Raw genomic sequence first — 17,897 nt, 5'->3', positions numbered from 1 at the left:
CCCACGCTCCGGACACGTGACGACCTGGGACCATACCCCACCGCGAACCGTGCGGTTCCTCCGTTGCCCGCCAAGACTACCCAATGGCCGCGTATTGCCCGGTCAGCCGACGCGCCGACGGCATGGGCTTCCGCCGTCGTAGGGTGGGCGCCGGCGCACTGAAGGGGCCACCCGCCCGGCCCCGTAAGCCCGCAGGTCCGGGCGGTGCGGTGTGGGCGGGGAGGGCACGGCGGACCGGAAGGCGGAGTCACGTGGAACGCTGTGTGGAGTGTGAGCGGCTGGGAGTGACGGAGTTCCGGGTCGTTCCGAACGGCGACCGGGTCTGGGTGTGCCAGGAGTGCGACGCGATGTGGCGCGAGGGGGACGACCGCCGCGCACCGTGCTTCGCCGACGTCCTCCGCTACCTGGCCGAGTTCGGGCTGACCGCCGCGGCACTGGACCCGGTGCGTTCGGCCACGGGCGCGCCGCCGTACCAGCGGGCGTGGCGGGCACTGCGCGATCTCGTGGGCGAGGGACGTCTCAGCGTGCTGCGGGTCGGCGGCTACGCGGGTGAGGCCCGTGACGCGGTGGGCCCGTGGGGACCGGACGCGCCGCCGCTGAACGCCGCCCAGGAGATCCCGGCCGACCCCGGGCCGGTGCGGTTGCGGCTGTCCGGCGGGGTCGTGGTGGAGCTGGCCGTGGAGGTCCCCGGCGGCCCGCTGCCGATGCCCGGCGCGCTGGACCACGAGTCCGGCCCGGACTTCGCCCTGCTGTCCCGCGCGGACGTGGAATCGGTGCTGCGCCGCGTGCGGGCACGGACGTGGGAGACGCCGGACGGGCTCGGCTTCGACACCGGGCGGTTCCACGGCGAGGTGGTCCTGACCACGGACCGGCCCAGCGCACTGCGCGTGCGGCCGGCCTGAGACGGGGCGCGCATGACGCAGCCGGGCCGGTGAGGCGCATCCCCCACCGGCCCGGCTCACCCCACGGCATCTCGTGGTGCGTACCGCGGTTCTCTACGCTGAGCCCGCTAGGCGCGCACCTGCTGTGAGGGCGCCTCCTCGCCCGGAGGCGTCGGCGAGGAGAGCTCTCCTTCCATCTGATCCAGCTCGTCGAAGGCGTAGGCCGTCTCCGAGTGGAGCTCGTGGTCGAGCCCGTTGGTCTCCACGTGCTCGGGGATCCGGAAGCCCATGATGAGGTCGATGACCTTGGCGATGATCCACGAGACGACGAACGAGTAGATCATCACCACGACGACGCCGATGGCCTGGTTGACCAGCACCATGACGCTGCCGCCGTACAGCAGGCCGTCGGTCTCGGTGAAGGTGGCGGCGTTGGCCAGCAGGCCGATGGCCAGGGAGCCGATGATGCCGCCGACCATGTGGATGCCCACGACGTCGAGCGCGTCGTCGTAGCGGAACTTGAACTTCCAGCTGATCGCGTAGGCGCAGACCGCACCCGCGACCAGGCCGAGGATGATGGCCCCGATGGGGGTGAGGGAGGCGGCGGCCGGGGTGATGGCGACCAGGCCGGCGATGGCGCCGGAGGCGAAGCCGAGCGCCGTCACCTTGCCGTAGCGGATGCGCTCGACGAGCATCCACGCTCCCGTGGCGGCGGCGGTGGCGACCTGAGTGTTGACGAGGGCGAGCGCGGCGGTGTCGTCGGCGGCCAGCCCCGACCCGGCGTTGAAGCCGAACCAGCCGAACCAGAGCAGCGCGGCGCCCAGCAGCACGAACGGCAGGTTGTGCGGCCGCATGGACTCCGAGCCGAAGCCCTTGCGCCGGCCGAGCACCAGGGTGAGCGCGAGGGCGGCGGCGCCGGCGTTGATGTGCACCGCGGTGCCGCCCGCGAAGTCGATGACGCCGAGGTTGAGGATCCAGCCGGTGCCGGACCACACCCAGTGCGCGACGGGGAAGTAGACGAGAAGCGCCCACAGCGGCACGAACAGCAGCCACGCGCCGAACTTCGCCCGGTCGGCGATGGCACCGCTGATCAGCGCGACGGTGATGACCGCGAACATCATCTGGAAACCGGCGAAGGCGAGGTCCGGCAGCCCGTTGTCGTCGACGCTGCCGATCAGGCCGCTCAGCCCGGCTGAGGAGAAGTCACCGAGGAAGGGGGCCAGGGGGCCGTATCCGTCGCCGAACGTCAGTGAGTAGCCCACCGCCACCCACAGGACGCTGACGATCGCGATGCTCGCGAAGCTCATCAGCATCATGTTCAGCACGCTCTTGGCCCGTGACATGCCACCGTAGAAGAACGCCAGGCCGGGCGTCATGAGCATCACCAGCGCGGCGCATACCAGCACCCACGCGGTGTTGCCGCTGTCGATCATGTCGCCTCCATTTGTCGGAATGGGGGATTCATCTCCAGAGAAGAGTGGTTTGCGCTGGCACGTCCTCGGGCTCCACGGCAAACGCCACGTGGGACAGCGTTACCCCGCCCTGTTACTCACCTGGGCCATGGTTGTTGCGCCGACGTAAAGAGATCGGCCCACGTGTTACGCCTGCGTGACGGGTCGTCACACCGCAACCCGGTATTCCGACCGGTTTCGGACTCGGTTACCGAAATGTGAACTGAAGCGGTCCGCATCCGCCCGCACACGCCGACGGCCCGCGCCCCATCCCGGGGCGCGGGCCGTCGGCGCGGCGAAGGCCGCTCAGTCGGATCCGAGGATGGCGTCCACGAAGCCCTCCGGGTCGAAGGGCGCGAGGTCGTCCGGCCCTTCACCGAGACCGACCAGCTTGACCGGAACGCCGAGCTCACGCTGCACCTGGATGATGATGCCGCCCTTCGCGGTGCCGTCGAGCTTGGTGAGCACGATGCCCGTCACGTTGACCGCCTCGGCGAACACCCGCGCCTGACGCAGGCCGTTCTGCCCGGTGGTGGCGTCGAGCACCAGCAGCACCTCGTCGACCTGGGACTGCTTCTCCACGACCCGCTTGACCTTGCCGAGCTCGTCCATGAGCCCGACCTTGGTGTGCAGCCGCCCGGCGGTGTCGATGATGACGGTGTCGGCGCCGTCGGCGATGCCCCGGGCGACGGCGTCGAAGGCGACACTGGCGGGGTCGGCGCCCTCGTCCTTGCGCACCACGGGCGCGCCCACCCGGCCGCCCCAGGTCTCCAGCTGGTCGGCGGCGGCGGCGCGGAACGTGTCGGCCGCGCCGAGCACCACACTGCGGCCGTCCCCGACCAGGACGCGCGCCAGCTTCCCCGTGGTCGTGGTCTTGCCGGTTCCGTTCACGCCGACCACCATCACGACCGCCGGCCGGTCCCCGTGCGGCCCCGTGAGCACCGTGCGGTCCAGCTCGGGGTTGATCTGGGCGATGAGCTCCTGGCGGAGCAGCCCACGGACCTCGTCCGGGGTGCGGCTGCCGAGCACCTTCACCTTGGTGCGCAGCCCCTCCACGATCTGGGCGGCCGACGTGACGCCGACGTCCGCCGTGATCAGGGTGTCCTCGATCTCCTCCCAGGCGTCCTCGTCCAGGCGGTCGCTGGACAGCAGGTCCAGCAGTCCGCGGCCGAAGACGTTCTGCGACCGCGCGAGGCGGGCCCGCAGCCGGACCAGGCGCCCGGCCGACGGCGGCGGGGTCTCGATCGGGACGGCGACCGGGGGCGGTTCGACCGGGGCGGGCGGCTCCTCGACGGCGACCGGCCCGGCCTCCTCCTCCCGTTCGGCCACCGCCGTGGCGCTGGGTGCCCCCTGGTCTTCGCGTCCCTGCTCCCCGGCCCGGGGCGGACGCGGCTCCTGGGGCCGGCGCGGCCGGATCAGGAACGCCCCGCCCACTACCAGCAGGGCGATGACGAAGATGGCAACGGCAACGATCGTGTAGTCCATAGCGTTTCCAGTCTTGCAGACGAGGGACACGACGTGGTCTCACCCCGCTGCCGCCGGCCTCAGCCGTGCTGCTGCCGCGTGGCCCGCAGCACCAGGAGGAAGAACGGCGCGCCGACGAACGCCGTCACCACGCCGATGGGCAGCTCCGCCGGAGCCACCACGGTGCGCGCCACGATGTCGACCATGACCAGGAACGCGCCACCGGCCAGCAGCGACATCGGCAGGACGCGGCGGTAGTCGTTCCCGACCAGCCGCCGCACGATGTGCGGCACCACGATGCCGACGAAACCGATCAGCCCGCTGACCGACACGGCCGCGGCCGTCGCCAGCGACGCGGCGGCGATCACCACCAGCCGCACGGCGGTCGGATTGAGACCGAGACTGGCCGACTTCTCGTCGCCCAGCGCCAGCAGGTCGAGCAGCCGGCCGCAGCCGAGCAGCACCAGCACCGCCACGGCCGCGTAGGGCGCGACCAGGACGACATCGTCCCAGCCGCCCCGGCCCAGGCCGCCCAGAATCCAGGCGAAGACCCGCTGCAGCTCCTCGATGCGGAACTGCTGCACCAGCGTCTGCACCGCCGAGAGGAACGACGAGACCGCCACGCCCGCGAGCACCAGTCCCGCGGTGCCGCCACGCCCGGCGGTACTGCCCAGCAGATAGGCGGCCGCCACCCCGAGCAGCGCGCCGGCGAACGCGGCCAGCGGCACCGCGCGCATCGGGCCGAGGCTCAGGGCGGGCGCGTAGACGATCACGAGGGTCGCCCCCAGCCCGGCGCCACCGGCCGCCCCCAGCAGGTAGGGGTCGGCCAGCGGATTGCGGAACACCCCCTGGTACCCGGCACCGGCCACGGCGAGCAGGGCACCGACCAGCGCCCCCATGACCACGCGCGGCAGCCGCAACTGCAGCAGGACGGCGCGCTGCCGCTCGTTCAGCGGCGCCTCGACGCCGAACGGCAGCGCCGCGACGAGCTCACGGAGGATGGCGCCGGGGGTGATGTCGGCCGCACCGGCGGCGACGCCGAGGAGCATCGCCACGGCCAGCGCGAACGCGCCGGCCAGCAGCCACGGCCCACCGGACCGCCGGACGCGCATCTACGCGGCTTCCTCCGCGTCCGCGCCGCCCTCGGCGGCCAGCAGCGCGTCGGCCACGTCCTGGGCGAAGTCCACCACGCGCGGCCCCCAGCGGGAGGCGGTGTCGGGGTCGAGCCGCACCACGTCCCCGTTCTCCACGGCCGTGATGGTGTCGAACGCCGGGCGGTCCGCCACGTCGGCGACCAGCGCGGCCTCCTCGCCCGGGTAGCTGAGGAAGATCAGGTCGGGATCCTGCTCCACGACGAACTCGGCCGACAGCTGCGGATAACCACCGGCGGTGTCGGCGGCCTCGTCGGCGATGTTGCGCAGCCCGAACAGCGAGTACACCTGGCCGACGAAGGTGCCGGACGTGACCGAGTACAGACCGGGGTCCAGCTCGTGGTAATAGCTGGCGTCGATGTCGCCGAGCCGGTCGCGGGTCTCGGCGACGATCTCGTCGAGCGCCCCCTCCACCTCCTCGGCGGCGGCCGCGCCTTCGTCCGCGTGCCCGGTCGCCGAGCCGAGCAGCCGCAGCTGCTCGTAGCTGTCGTCCAGACTCTCGGCCGCGGGGAGCACGAGGACCGGGATGCCGAGCTGGTCCAGCTGCGACGCGGTCTCCTCGGCGTCCCGCGCGAGCACCACGAGGTCGGGATCGTGCTCGCTGACGGCCTCCACGCTGGGAGTGAAGCCGGACAGGTCGGTGGTGGGGGCCTCGTCGGGGTAGTTCGAGTACTCGTCGGCGGCGACCACCTGCTCGCCCGCACCGACGGCGAACAGGATCTCGGTCCCGCTCGGCGACAGCGACACGATGCGCTGCGGCGCCTCGTCGAGGGTGACCTCACCGCGGGCGTCGGTGACGGTCACGGGGAAGCCTTCGGACGGCGCGGCGGCCTCGGACTCCTCCGGGGCGGAGGACGCACAGCCGGAGACGGCGAGGACGGCGAACAGAGGGACGGCGAGCAGACGGCGTGGCACGCGCACGGGACTCCTTACATCCAGGTACGGCCAGGGGCGTAGGGGGAAGTCCGGAGTCCGGTGGGGACGGACTGCCCTTCCCACGAGGACAGCGATCGTCGGAACCCGAAGGAGGCGACCTGGCTCGTCCCGCCGTCTTCGACGGCGGGCGTCACAGTTGCGGGACAGCGCCGGATTCACACCGGACTTCGCTCCCTCGAACCCGCGTGCCGGCTCGGGAGTCACGGCCCGAGCTGCGGCAACCCGTCCACTTTACGAGTGGCGTGATCGGCGAAAGGAGGCGGGGGCGGGTTGGCAGGATCCACCGGCCGGCCGAGCACTACCGGGCCACCGACCGGATGGGTTTCCACCCATCGGGGGGCTTGGGGGCGCTGCCGGTTCTGCCCACCGCTGACAGCGGGTCATTCCCGCGTCCACGGGGCTTGGAGCAATCGGTTTCCGTCCGCACGCACCGCCGCGCTGACCGGGCCGCGCCGTTACCCCGCCTTCCGGTCCAGCCGCTGGCTGATCACCTGGGAGATCCCGTCCCCCTGCATCGTCACGCCGTACAGCGCGTCGGCCGCCTCCATCGTGCGTTTCTGGTGGGTGATGACGATGAGCTGGGAGGTGGACCGCAGCTCCTCGAAGATGACCAGCAGGCGCTGCAGGTTGGTGTCGTCGAGCGCCGCCTCCACCTCGTCCATCACGTAGAAGGGGGACGGGCGCGCCTTGAAGATGGCGGCGAGGAAGGCCACCGCGGTCAGGGATCGTTCGCCGCCCGAGAGCAGGGACAGGCGTTTCACCTTCTTGCCCGGCGGGCGGGCCTCGACCTCGACGCCCGTTGTGAGCATGTCGTCCGGCTCGGTCAGCACCAGCCGCCCCTCACCGCCCGGGAAGAGACGGCCGAAGATGCCCGCGAACTCCCGTTCCACGTCGGCGTACGCCGAGGCGAACACCTCCTGGACCCGGTCGTCCACCTCCTTGACCACGGTGAGCAGGTCGCGCCGGGTCTTCTTCAGGTCCTCCAGCTGCGCGGTGAGGAAGGCGTGCCGCTCCTCAAGGGCGGCGAACTCCTCCAGCGCCAGCGGGTTGATCTTGCCGAGCTGGCCGAGCTGCCGTTCCGCAGTGCGGGCGCGCTTCTCCTGGACCGAGCGGACGAAGGGCACCGCGACGCCCTCCTCCGGGTCGGCGTCCGGCGGTGGGGGGACCGGGACTCGCGGGCCGTACTCGGCGACCAGGGTCGCCACGTCGACGCCGTACTCCTCTACCGCCCGCGTCTCCAGCTGTTCGAGGCGCAGCTTGCGCTCGGCCCGTGCCACCTCGCTGCCGTGCACGACGTTGAGCAGCTTCTCCAGTTCGACCGACAGCTCGCGGACCCGCGACCGGACCGTCTTCAGCTCGGCGTCGCGAGCGGCGCGGGCCTCCTCGGCGGCGCGGCGTTCGGCGTCGGCGGCCTGCAGGGAGACCGCGATGCGCTCCAGCGCCTCGCCGGCGGCCTCGGCGACGGCGCGGGCGACCCGGGACTGCCGTGCGCGCTGGGCGCGGCGGCGGGCGGCGCGCTCCCGTGCCTGACGTTCGTTGGCCGCGGCACGCAGCAGCGAGTCGGCGCGACCGGCGATGGACCGCGCACGTTCCTCGGCGGTCCGCACCGACAGCCGGGCCTCCATCTCCGCGGCGCGGGCGTGCGCGGAGTTCTCGGCGAGCTCGTCCCGGTACCCCGTGTCGGGGTCATCGTCCTCGACCGGCTCGGCCTCGGCCTGGGCGAGCCGGTCCTCCAGGTCGGCGAGCCGCTGGAGGTCGGCCTCGCGGCCCTGCGCGGCCTTGCCGACCGCCGCGGCGTACCGCTCGGCCTCGGCGGCGGCCGCCCGCGCCTGGCCGCCGAGCTTGCCGAGCTGCTGGGCGATCTCGTTGCGCCGCCGGTCCGCCGAGCGACGGCGGGCCGCGGCCTCGTCGACGGCGGTGGCGGCACGGGCGCGCTCCGCCTTGGCCTCGGCGAGCTCGGCGGCGGCGCGCTTGCAGGCGTCGGTGGCCTCCTCCAGCCGCTCGGCGGCCTCGGCGACCGCCGCCTGCACCTCCAGCAGGCTCGGCGCCGAGGCGGAACCGCCCTGCACGAGCGCCGCGGAGACGACGTCGCCGTCCCGGGTGACGGCGCGGGCGCCCGGCCGGTCGGCCACGGCGTGCCGGGCGGCGGCGAGGTCCTCGACCAGGAGGACGTCGTGCAGCAGCAGGGCGACGGCGTCTCGCAGTTCCGGGGGCGGGATGACCGCGTCGAGCGCGTACCGGGCGCCGTCGGGGGGCGGCGGGGGCGCCCCGGTGCCGGAGGCGGCGCCGGGCGCGCCGACCATGATGGCGGCGCGGCCGGCGTCGTCGTCCTTCAGGAGCGCGAGCGCGGTGTCGGCGGCGGCCGCGCCGGTCACGGCGACGGCGTCCGAGGCGGCGCCGAGCGCGGCCGCGATCGCGGTCTCGGCGCCGGGCTCGACCTGCACGAGTGCGGCAACCGAGCCGAGCAGCCCGGGGAGGCGGTCGGCGGCGGCGAGCAGGGCGCCCGCGCCGTCCTTGCGATTCAGGCCGAGCTCCAGGGCCTCCTTGCGCGCCGCGAGCGCGGCGCGCTCGCGTTCGGCCGCCCGCTCGGTGTCGCGCAGTTCGTTCAGCCGGGCCTCCGCGGCGGCGAGGTCGTGCCGGGCGCCGTCGTGTGCGGCGTCGAGCTCGGCGTCGCCCACGTCCAGGTCGGCGGAGTCGGCTTCGGCGAGTTCGTGCTCGACCCGGGCGGCTTCGGCGCGTTCGGCGGCGTCGGCGGCGGCCTCGCGCAGCCGTTCGACCTCGTCTTCACTGGCCGCCAGCCGGCTGCGCAGCGCCTCGACGCGGCCACGCAGCTTCGCCAGCCCCTCGCGCCGGTCGGCGGCCGCCCGGGCGGCGGCGGCGATGCGCCGCTCCTCCTGCTCCAGGGCGGCCTCGGTGGCGGCGCGCTCGGCGACGACCTCCTCCAGCCGGGAACGCGCCTCATCGAGCTGTTCCTGCAGCTCCTCCTCCTGGGCGCGGACTTCGGCAGCCTCGCGCTCCAGTTCCTCGGGGTCGCGCCCGCGCCGCTCCTCCTCGACGTCGCCGGACAGGTTACGGTGCCGTTCGGCCGCGAGTCCGGCCACACCGTTCAGCCGTTCGGTCAGCCGGGACAGACCGTGATAGGCGTCCTGAGCACGGGAGAGCAGCGGCGCGGCCTCGGCCGCGGCGGTCTCCAGCTGGGTCTCACGCTCCTGGGCGTCGGCGAGGGCGCGTTCGGCGGCGGACCGGCGGCGGCGCACCTCGGCCTCGTCGGCCTCCTCCTGTTCCAGGCGCTCCCGCAGGGTGACGATGTCGTCGGCGAGCAGCCGGAGCCGCGCGTCGCGCAGCTCGGCCTGGATGGCCGCGGCCCGCCGGGCGATCTCGGCCTGCCGGCCGAGAGGCTTGAGCTGGCGGCGCAGCTCCGCGGTGAGGTCGCTCACCCGGTTGAGGTTGCCCTGCATCGCGTCCAGCTTGCGCAGGGCCTTCTCCTTGCGCTTGCGGTGCTTGAGGATGCCGGCGGCCTCCTCGATGAGGGCGCGGCGCTCCTCCGGGCCCGCGTGCAGGACGGTGTCGAGCTGGCCCTGCCCGACGATGACGTGCATCTCCCGGCCGATGCCGGAGTCGCTGAGCAGGTCCTGGATGTCCAGCAGCCGGCAGGTGTCGCCATTGATGGCGTACTCCGAACCGCCGTTGCGGAACATCGTCCGCCGGATGGTGACCTCGGAGTACTCGATCGGCAGCGCGCCGTCGGTGTTGTCGATGGTGAGGCTGACCTCGGCGCGGCCGAGGGGGGCGCGGGAGGACGTCCCGGCGAAGATGACGTCCTCCATCTTGCCGCCACGCAGGGATTTGGCGCCCTGCTCGCCCATGACCCACGCCAGCGCGTCGACGACGTTGGACTTGCCCGAGCCGTTCGGCCCGACGACACAGGTGATGCCCGGCTCGAAACGCAGTGTGGTCGCCGAGGCGAACGACTTGAATCCGCGCAGTGTGAGGTTCTTCAGGTACACGGTGCCGGCGTCCCCTCCCCACGTGCGCCCAAGGTCGTCCCGCTTCCCGGTAAGGGTGCCATGATCTCGCCGTCGGCGCAGGCCGAACGCGCTCCGGCCCGCCGGTGCGTCATCTCGGCCGTCTCCGTGGCACGGGCAAGGTGAGGACTCGGCCGGCCGGCCGCGATGGGAGATTCCGGGGGGAAGGGGTGCGCGAGGGGCGTGGGCCGGACGGCTGGTCGTCACTCTCCGCCGAAAAAGGTCGGTGCGCCGAGGGTTGCCGTGAACCGGCCCGGGGTAAATCCTCGATCATCATCGGGTCAACACACGAAAGGGACCGGATCAAGGCCCCAGTCGGCGCTGCCCGCCAAGGGACGCCGGTGCGGGTGCGGGCGCCCCTTCATCCAGACGGGTGTACGGAGTCGGTCCGCCGTTCGCCGAGTTTCAGGCGAGTGCCGGCTCGCGGTCGGTCGCGTTGACTGCGACATCGGCGACTGCCGAGGAAAGCTGGTCGTTCTGCGCCTGAAGTCGGCCGATCTCGTCCTCCAGGTCGCGTACTCGCTGCTGCAGCCGTCGCATTTCCTGAACCATTCGCGGGTCAGGACCGCCGACGTGGCCGAACAGAGCCTTCGCCATGATTTTGGGCCCTCCACATTGAGCGACCAGATTTGTGAACGCGCAGGTGTGCATCACGAGCGAGGGGACGTATCTGCCCCTGACAGATCGTGAGAAGAAAAGGCACGCGGTTTGCCTTCCAGGCTCTCACCATGCGAGTCGCTGGTCAAGATTGAACAGAACACAGGTGTTACAGACAGTAACCGGGCAGGTCACATCGCACGCTCCGTCATCGGGGCAGCTCCGCCGCGTCCTGCACGCGTGTCACACTGCAGAGAACTCCTGGCGCATGACCGCGCACGACAACAGGGACGCAAGCGGGCGACAGCCCACGGACCGCGTTGCCCTTACAGGATACTCACCGTTCGACGAAACCGGAGTAGGAACCCCCCGAGTTCGTCCAACGTTCCACCACCGCTTCGACGCGGCCCGGTGTCTCACCACCGCGCAGCAACCCCAGCAGGCGCTCGCACCGGTCCCGCGGCCCCTCCGCCACGACCTCGACCCGGCCGTCCGCGAGGTTGGTGGCCGCCCCGGCGAGTCCGAGTTCCAGGGCTCGCGCCCGGACCCACCAGCGGAAACCGACCCCCTGCACGTGGCCGCGCACCCAGGCGGTCAGCCGGACGTCGTTCATCATCGCCTCCAGTCTGGCGTGCCGCGGCTCAGCACCGCGCGCCCTGCGGTGCGGGCTGGCAGGCCGGGCAGCTGAACGAGGAGCGGTTCATGAACACCTCGCGCCGAATGGGCGTGCCGCACCGCTCGCACGGCTCGTCCCGCCGCCCGTAGGCGCGCAGACCGCGCGCGAAGTAGCCGCTCTCGCCGTTGACGTTGACGTACAGGCTGTCGAAGCTGGTGCCGCCCTCGGCGAGCGCCGCGCGCATCACGTCACGGGCGGCGGCCAGCACGGTGTCGACGCGCTCGCGGTCGAGGGTCTCGGTGGGGTGCGTCCAGTGCAGCCGCGCCCGCCACAGCGCCTCGTCCGCGTAGATGTTGCCGACGCCGCTGACGAGCGACTGGTCGAGCAGGGCGCGCTTGATCCCGGTGCGCCGGCGGCGCAGCGCGGCGGCGAACGCGTCGTCGTCGAACGCCGGGTCGAGCGGGTCGCGTGCGATGTGCCGGATGACACTGGGCAGCCCACGGCCGGCGTCATCGGACACCAGTGTGTCGACCATCAGGTGGCCGAAGGTGCGCTGGTCCACGAACCGGAGCTCCAGGAGACCGGCGGTCACCGTCCCGGCCGCGCCTTCGTCCGGGGACGGCCGCCCGGCCTCCGCCGGCGGCCCGGCCGGTGCGGTCCCGGTCAGCGGCAGCCGCACGCGCAGGTGGCGTTCGGCGGCCTGGGCGGGCGGCTGCACCAGCAACTGGCCGCTCATGCCGAGGTGCGCCAGCAACGCGTCCCCGGAGTCGAGGGTCAGCCACAGGTACTTGCCACGCCGGTGCGCTCCGGTGACCGCGCGCCCGGCGAGCCGGCCGGCGAAGTCCGTCGCCCCCGGCGCGTGCCGCCGGACCGAGCGCGGGTGCAGCACGGTCACCGCCCCGATGGCGCGGCCGGTGACCCAGCGATCCAGCCCGCGCCGGACCACCTCGACCTCCGGTAGCTCGGGCATCGCGGCTACGCCCCCTCGCCGGCCTGCTCCCGCGCCGCTTCGGCGTGGGCGCGGATGGCCTTCCACGCCGACTCGGCCGCCTGCTGCTCGGCCTCCTTCTTGCTGCGGCCCTCGCCGGAGCCGTAGCTCTGGCCGGCGACCCGCACGGTGGCGCGGAACGTCTTCTGGTGGTCGGGGCCGCTCTCGTCCACGTGGTACTCGGGGACTCCGAGCAGTTCGGACGCGGTCAGCTCCTGCAGCGAGGTCTTCCAGTCCAGTCCGGCGCCGAGCCCGGAGGCGGTGGCGATCAGCGGATCGAACAGCCGGTGCACGAGCTGGGACGCCTCCGACAGGCCGCGGTCGAGGTAGACCGCGCCGATGATCGCCTCCAGCGTGTCGGCGAGGATGGAGGACTTGTCCCGGCCACCCGTACCCTCCTCGCCGCGGCCCAGGCGGATGTAGCGGCCGATGCCCAGACCGCGCGCGACGTCGGCGAGGGCCCGCATGTTGACGACGGCGGCCCGCAGCTTGGCGAGCTGGCCCTCGGGGAGATCCGGGTGTTCCCGGAACAGGGTGTCGGTGACGACCAGCCCGAGCACGGAGTCGCCGAGGAACTCCAGGCGCTCGTTCGTGGGCAGGCCGCCCTTCTCATAGGCGTAGGACCGGTGCGTGAGCGCGCGAGCCAGGACCTTCGGGTCCAGCTCGACCCCGATGGCGCGATAGAACTCGCGAGCCTCGGTCGCGGACAGCTGGGTGGCCACTCGACGATCACATCCCTCATCTGCCCCGCGCGGCCATCGCCGCACGGGCCGACGCGGTCCCACGGGACCCGCCGGGGTCGGACACGACTGCGCTGTGACGGCCGGCCGGGGACGCTCGATCCGAGGGCGAGGTGAGCGTCGCGGAGGGAACCCTCCCCGGCGGCCACCACGGCCTCGGGCTGTGCCCGAATCGGCCAGGGTTTGCGAGATGGACAGCGGGACTCTGCGGTGAACAGACGAACGGCGGGCTCAGTGACTGAGCCCGCCTTGTCCGTGTTACGCCGGGTTGGTGACCTGGCGGTTGTTGTAAGTGCCGCACGTGGGGCACGCGACGTGCGGGAGCTTCGGGTCGCGGCACCGCGGGCACGTGACGAGCACCGGGCGCGACGCCTTCCACTGGGAACGGCGGGTGCGGGTGTTGCTCCGCGACATCTTCCGCTTCGGGACGGCCACTTCAATCCTCCTGGGTCACCCCCGCGGGCGCGGGAGCCTCACTTTCTCGGGTCACCCCCGCGGGTGCGGGGCGCCATGCTCCTGGGAACCGCCCCGCGAGGGGGCGCGGTGGTCGGCCCCGCCGGAGCGGGGAGACCGCGTTCGGGAACACGAACTCATCGGTCGCCGGGCTCCTCGCCCAGCGCCCGCAGCGCCTCCCACCGGGGGTCGACGCGGTCATCGTGACCGTGCTCGGGACCGGCGTCCGCGAGCTTCACGCCGCACTCGGCGCACAGGCCGGGGCAGTCGTCCCGGCACAGCGGCGAGAGGGGCAGCGCGAGCACGACGGCGTCGCGGACCACCTGCTCAAGGTCGATCAGGTCGCCCTCAAGATAGTAGTCCTCATCCTCGGCCTCCGCGTCGGCTTCCGCCCCGGCGGCGACGCCGCCGATCTCGTCGTCCAGCGGGTAGCGGAAGAGCTCCTGGAACCCGGCTTCGACCGGCTCGGCGACCGGGTCCAGGCAGCGCGAGCACTCGCCCGCCATGCGGGTCCGCGCCTGTCCCGTGACGAGCACGCCCTCCATGACGGCCTCCAGCCGGAGGTCGAGCTCGATCTCGCCGTCCTCGGGTACACCGGTCATCCCGACCGCGAGGGCGCCGGGGTTGGGCACGACCCGCTGCTCGGTCCGCATTGAACCGGGTCGTCGGCCCAGCGGCCGGGTGTCGACCACGAGCGGGGCACGGGAGTCTGGACGAGGCTGGGTCATCGCGCTTTCGGTGGGACTCGCCTCCGCTTGCGCGGCGGCGACGGCTGACCGCCATCGGTCGATGGCTGCGGAGACCGGCTCACGGACGCGCCGGCGCGGCTGGGAAGCCGTCAGGGCAGTGGACCGATGAGCACAGTCAAGTTTTCAGTCTAGCGACAGCGGTCGATCCGTCCCAAATCAGCACGGCGGAGACCGGCGGTTCAGCCGCGCGCGGCGTACTTGGCCCGCAGCCGCTCCTGCACGTAGGGGGTGACCAGGCTGCTGACGTCGCCGCCGTACTGGGCGACCTCGCGGACCAGCGAGGAGCTGAGGAAGGAGTACTGCGGGTTCGCGGTCATGAACAGCGTCTCCACACCGGAGAGCTGGTAGTTCATCTGCGCGATCTGCAGCTCGTAGTCGAAGTCGCTGACCGACCGCAGGCTCCGCACGATCGCCGTCACGTCGTTCTTCCGGCAGAAGTCCACCAGCAGCCCGTCGAACGTCGCGACCGTGACGTTGGGGAGGTCGCCGGTGCACGCGCGCAGCATGTCGAGCTTCTCTTCCACGCTGAACAGCGCCCGCTTGCTGACGTTGGTCAGCACCGCGGCGATCACCTCGTCGTTCTGCCGGGCGGCGCGCCCGATGATGTCGATATGGCCGTTGGTGACAGGATCGAAGGACCCCGGACAGACGACTCGGCGCACGGTGCACCATCCTCTCTGGCGGCCTGCGGACAGCGAGCCGCCTCTGGGACCGCGTGCTGTCCCCTCTGAGGGGTCTCAGGGGAATTGTGCCCAGATGATCAGGCCCGATCGTGGAGGCTCGCTGCGCGACCGTACCAAAGCGCCGCCTCGCCGTAACGACGTACCCTGCCCGATTCGTACCCCTCGGGCCAGCGCAGTTCCGGGTCCCGGCTGGCCCGTTCGACGACCACCAGCGCGTCCGGTGCGAGCCACCCCCGATCGCGCAGCAACGCCAGGACCTCGTCGATCTCCGCCGCCGCCATGGCGTACGGCGGATCGGCGACGACCAGCTCATATCCGCCGCCCCGCGGACCCCGGTCCAGGACCCGGCGCACCCGGTCGGCGGCGAGTTCCGCGCCCGCGAGGCCGAGCGCGTCGATGTTGCGCCGGATCACCGCGGCGGCCCGCCGGTCCGACTCCACCAGGAGCACGTGCGCGGCGCCGCGGGACAGTGCCTCCAGCCCGATCGCGCCCGAGCCCGCGTAGAGGTCGAGTGCGCGCAGCCCGTCGAGCGACCCCAGCTCGGAGAGCACGGAGGCGAACAGCGCCTCGCGGGCGCGGTCGCTCGTCGGGCGGGTGGTACGCCCCTCCGGGACGGCGAGCCTGCGCCCGCCCGCGGTACCGGCGATGATCCGGGTCATGACTGGCTGTGGCCTCTCCTGCTGCCGCGACACGCTGGACGTGCGTCCAGCCTAGGACGTGCCGCGCCGCCGGGAACGCGCCCGGGCGCCGGCCCGGCGTCCGCCGCGGCGGCGGGGTTCGGTCAGGTCTTCTCCAGGAACTCCGCGCGCTCCTCGCCGAGCAGCTCGCCCAGCGCGGCGGCCAGCGGCGGATGGGCGGTGAGGTCCGGATCGGCCTCGACGAACGCCGCCGCCTCCTCCCGCGCCTCGCGGATCAGCTCCTCGTCCCGGAGCAGCGTGAGCAGCCGCAGCGAGGACCGCCGCCCCGACTGCGCCTCTCCGAGCACGTCGCCCTCGCGGCGCTGCTCCAGGTCGACCCGGGACAGCTCGAAACCGTCGGTGGTCGCCGCCACCGCCGCGAGCCGCTCCCGCGCCGGGGCGGCCTCCGGGGTGTCGGTGACCAGCAGGCAGAGCCCCGGCAGGCTGCCCCGCCCGACGCGGCCGCGCAACTGGTGGAGCTGGGAGACGCCGAAGCGGTCGGCGTCCATGATGACCATGACCGAGGCGTTGGGGACGTCCACGCCCACCTCGACGACCGTGGTGGCGACGAGCACGTCGATCTCGCCCGCGGCGAAGCGCCGCATGACGGCGTCCTTCTCGTCGGGCGCGAGGCGGCCGTGCAGGGCGGCCACCCGCAGTCCGGCCAGCGGCCCCTCGGCCAGTTCGGTGGCGACGTCGAGCACCGCCAGCGGGGGGCGCCCCGCACCCGCGGACTCGTCGGGGACGGCGGTCGTGTCCTCGGGGGCGTCCGCGCCCGACGGCTGTTCGTCGGCGTCGGCGGGATCGGGCACGGAGCCGCCGATGCGCGGGCAGACGACGTAGACCTGGCGGCCCTGGCCCACCTCCTCGCGGACGCGTTCCCAGGCGCGTGCGAGGAAGTGCGGCTTGTCCTGGGCGGGCACGACGTGCGTGGCGACCGGCGCGCGGCCGGCCGGCAACTGGGTGAGGGCGACCACGTCGAGGTCGCCGTAGACGGTCATCGCGACCGTGCGCGGAATCGGGGTGGCGGTCATGACGAGCACGTGCGGCCGGCCGTCGGCGGCCTTCTCGCGCAGCGCGTCGCGCTGCTCGACGCCGAACCGGTGCTGCTCGTCGACCACCACCAGGCCGAGGTCGGCGAAGGACACGTGCTCCTGGAGCAGGGCGTGCGTGCCGACGACGATGCCGGCCGCGCCCGACGCGGCGTCCAGCAGTGCCTCACGGCGCGCGGCGGCGCCCTGCGATCCGGTGAGGAGCGCGACGCGCGTGGCGTGCTCGGCGCCGCCGAGCCGGCCGCCCTCGGCCAGCGGGCCGAGCATCGCGGTGATGGAGCGGTGGTGCTGCTGGGCCAGCACCTCGGTGGGGGCGAGCAGCACGGCCTGGCCTCCGGCGTCGACCACCTGCAGCATCGCCCGCAGCGCGACGAGCGTCTTGCCCGCGCCGACGTCGCCCTGGAGCAGCCGGTGCATGGGGTGGGTGGAGTCCAGATCGGCCGCGATGGTCTCGCCCACCTCGCGCTGGCCCTCGGTGAGGGTGAACGGCAGCGCCGCGTCGAAGGCGTCCAGCAGCGCGCCGGCCCGCCGGGGGCGCGGGCGGGCGGGCAGCGCCTGCGCCTGGCGGCGGCGGGCGGCGAGCGCGACCTGCAGCACGAACGCCTCGTCCCACTTGAGGCGGCGCCGCGCACGGCCGATGTCGGCGGAGTCTCCGGGGCGGTGGATGCCCTCGTAGGCGGTGCGCAGGCCGGGCAGGTGGTGGCGGGCGCGGAGTTCGGGCGGCAGCGGGTCGGCGTCGGCGGTGCGGTCGTCGAGCTGGTCCAGCACGATGCCGACGCACTGGGCGATCTTCCAGGACGCGACATCGGCGGTGGCGGCGTAGACCGGGATCAGCTCCTCGGCGAACGCGCGCGCCCGGTCCTCGGCGGCGCCGTCACCGGCGTCGGCCGGGAACAGCTGGTACTCGGGGTGCGCGAGCTGGCGGTGGCCGCGGTAGGTGGAGACCTTGCCCGCGAACAGCCCGCGCCGGCCGGGCACCAGGTCCCGTTCGCGCCACTGCTGGTTGAAGAAGGTCAGGGTGAGCCGGCCGCGCCCGTCGGTGACGACGACCTCAAGCAGGCTGCCGCGCCGGTTGCGCATGCGCCGGTTGCTGACCCGCGAGACCTCGGCCATCACGGTGACCTGCTCGCCCTCGGCCAGTCCGGCGAGGTCGGTCAGTTCGCCCCGGGTGGCGTAGCGGCGCGGGTAGTGCCGGAGCAGGTCGCCGGTGGTGTGCAGGTCGAGGGCGGTGGCGAGCTTCTTGGCCGTCCGGTCGCCGAGCGTCCTGCGCAGCGGTTCGTCCAACGTCGTCACTGGATTGTCCCCCTGCTTCCTGCCTGGCCTGTGAGCATCCTAGAAGCCCCTTCCCCGCACCGGACGCGGGCGAATCGCCGCGGTCGTGCGGCGCGGGCGCCGACGTGCCTCCCGCGGCGGACGGCCGAGGCACCGCCCGAC

Annotated in this window: 15 protein-coding genes and 1 riboswitch; of the genes, 1 reads left to right on the top strand and 14 read right to left on the bottom strand. The window is 73.1% G+C overall.

Annotation, left to right across the window (positions count from 1 at the left end; genetic code table 11):
• The first annotated feature begins 251 nt into the window (after positions 1–251).
• A complete protein-coding gene (locus ACFQRF_RS08870) occupies positions 252–902 on the top strand; it encodes a hypothetical protein (RefSeq protein WP_379870357.1) in 651 nt (216 codons plus the stop codon).
• Positions 903–1,009: 107 nt separating this feature from the next.
• Here ACFQRF_RS08870 and ACFQRF_RS08865 read toward each other — a convergent pair whose 3' ends face one another.
• From ACFQRF_RS08865 to recG, 14 genes are all read right to left on the bottom strand, one after another.
• Positions 1,010–2,314, bottom strand: coding sequence for an ammonium transporter (locus ACFQRF_RS08865; RefSeq protein WP_379870356.1), 1,305 nt, complete (start codon positions 2,312–2,314; stop codon positions 1,010–1,012).
• A gap of 324 nt (positions 2,315–2,638) precedes the next feature.
• Positions 2,639–3,817 (bottom strand): signal recognition particle-docking protein FtsY, encoded by a 1,179-nt coding sequence (ftsY, locus tag ACFQRF_RS08860; RefSeq protein ID WP_379870354.1) that lies wholly within the window; start codon positions 3,815–3,817, stop codon positions 2,639–2,641.
• Positions 3,818–3,876: 59 nt separating this feature from the next.
• On the bottom strand, positions 3,877–4,908 hold the full coding sequence (locus tag ACFQRF_RS08855) for a FecCD family ABC transporter permease (RefSeq protein WP_379870352.1): 1,032 nt from the start codon (positions 4,906–4,908) through the stop codon (positions 3,877–3,879).
• Positions 4,909–5,868: an ABC transporter substrate-binding protein gene (locus ACFQRF_RS08850; protein WP_379870351.1), complete on the bottom strand. Its 960-nt coding sequence runs from the start codon at positions 5,866–5,868 to the stop codon at positions 4,909–4,911.
• Positions 5,869–5,980: 112 nt separating this feature from the next.
• A riboswitch (cobalamin riboswitch) is annotated at positions 5,981–6,048 on the bottom strand.
• 290 nt (positions 6,049–6,338) lie between these two features.
• Positions 6,339–9,890 carry a chromosome segregation protein SMC gene (gene smc, locus ACFQRF_RS08845; protein ID WP_379870349.1) on the bottom strand — a complete coding sequence of 1,184 codons (3,552 nt, stop codon included), beginning with the start codon at positions 9,888–9,890 and terminating at the stop codon, positions 6,339–6,341.
• A gap of 423 nt (positions 9,891–10,313) precedes the next feature.
• Positions 10,314–10,505: a hypothetical protein gene (locus ACFQRF_RS08840; RefSeq protein WP_379870347.1), complete on the bottom strand. Its 192-nt coding sequence runs from the start codon at positions 10,503–10,505 to the stop codon at positions 10,314–10,316.
• A 337-nt stretch (positions 10,506–10,842) separates the two neighbouring features.
• Complete coding sequence (locus tag ACFQRF_RS08835; RefSeq protein WP_379870439.1) at positions 10,843–11,118, bottom strand: acylphosphatase; 276 nt, start codon at positions 11,116–11,118, stop codon at positions 10,843–10,845.
• A 28-nt stretch (positions 11,119–11,146) separates the two neighbouring features.
• Complete coding sequence (gene mutM / locus ACFQRF_RS08830; protein ID WP_379870346.1) at positions 11,147–12,091, bottom strand: bifunctional DNA-formamidopyrimidine glycosylase/DNA-(apurinic or apyrimidinic site) lyase; 945 nt, start codon at positions 12,089–12,091, stop codon at positions 11,147–11,149.
• A gap of 5 nt (positions 12,092–12,096) precedes the next feature.
• On the bottom strand, positions 12,097–12,831 hold the full coding sequence (rnc, locus tag ACFQRF_RS08825) for a ribonuclease III (protein WP_379870344.1): 735 nt from the start codon (positions 12,829–12,831) through the stop codon (positions 12,097–12,099).
• Between the two features lie 276 nt (positions 12,832–13,107).
• Positions 13,108–13,284 carry a 50S ribosomal protein L32 gene (gene rpmF, locus ACFQRF_RS08820; RefSeq protein WP_379870343.1) on the bottom strand — a complete coding sequence of 59 codons (177 nt, stop codon included), beginning with the start codon at positions 13,282–13,284 and terminating at the stop codon, positions 13,108–13,110.
• Positions 13,285–13,439: 155 nt separating this feature from the next.
• Positions 13,440–14,030, bottom strand: a complete 591-nt coding sequence (locus tag ACFQRF_RS08815; protein ID WP_379870341.1) for a YceD family protein — start codon at positions 14,028–14,030, stop codon at positions 13,440–13,442.
• Between the two features lie 200 nt (positions 14,031–14,230).
• Positions 14,231–14,713 (bottom strand): pantetheine-phosphate adenylyltransferase, encoded by a 483-nt coding sequence (gene coaD, locus ACFQRF_RS08810; protein WP_379870339.1) that lies wholly within the window; start codon positions 14,711–14,713, stop codon positions 14,231–14,233.
• 98 nt (positions 14,714–14,811) lie between these two features.
• Complete coding sequence (gene rsmD, locus ACFQRF_RS08805) at positions 14,812–15,393, bottom strand: 16S rRNA (guanine(966)-N(2))-methyltransferase RsmD (protein ID WP_379870338.1); 582 nt, start codon at positions 15,391–15,393, stop codon at positions 14,812–14,814.
• Positions 15,394–15,515: 122 nt separating this feature from the next.
• The gene (gene recG / locus ACFQRF_RS08800; protein WP_379870337.1) at positions 15,516–17,756 is read right to left on the bottom strand and encodes an ATP-dependent DNA helicase RecG; all 2,241 of its coding nucleotides are present in this window, start codon (positions 17,754–17,756) and stop codon (positions 15,516–15,518) included.
• Positions 17,757–17,897: the final 141 nt, after the last annotated feature.

Source organism: Marinactinospora rubrisoli, from assembly GCF_042664915.1.
In the GTDB taxonomy this organism is placed as follows: Bacteria; Actinomycetota; Actinomycetes; order Streptosporangiales; family Streptosporangiaceae; genus Marinitenerispora; species Marinitenerispora rubrisoli.
This window is presented reverse-complemented; position numbering and strand designations above follow the sequence as displayed.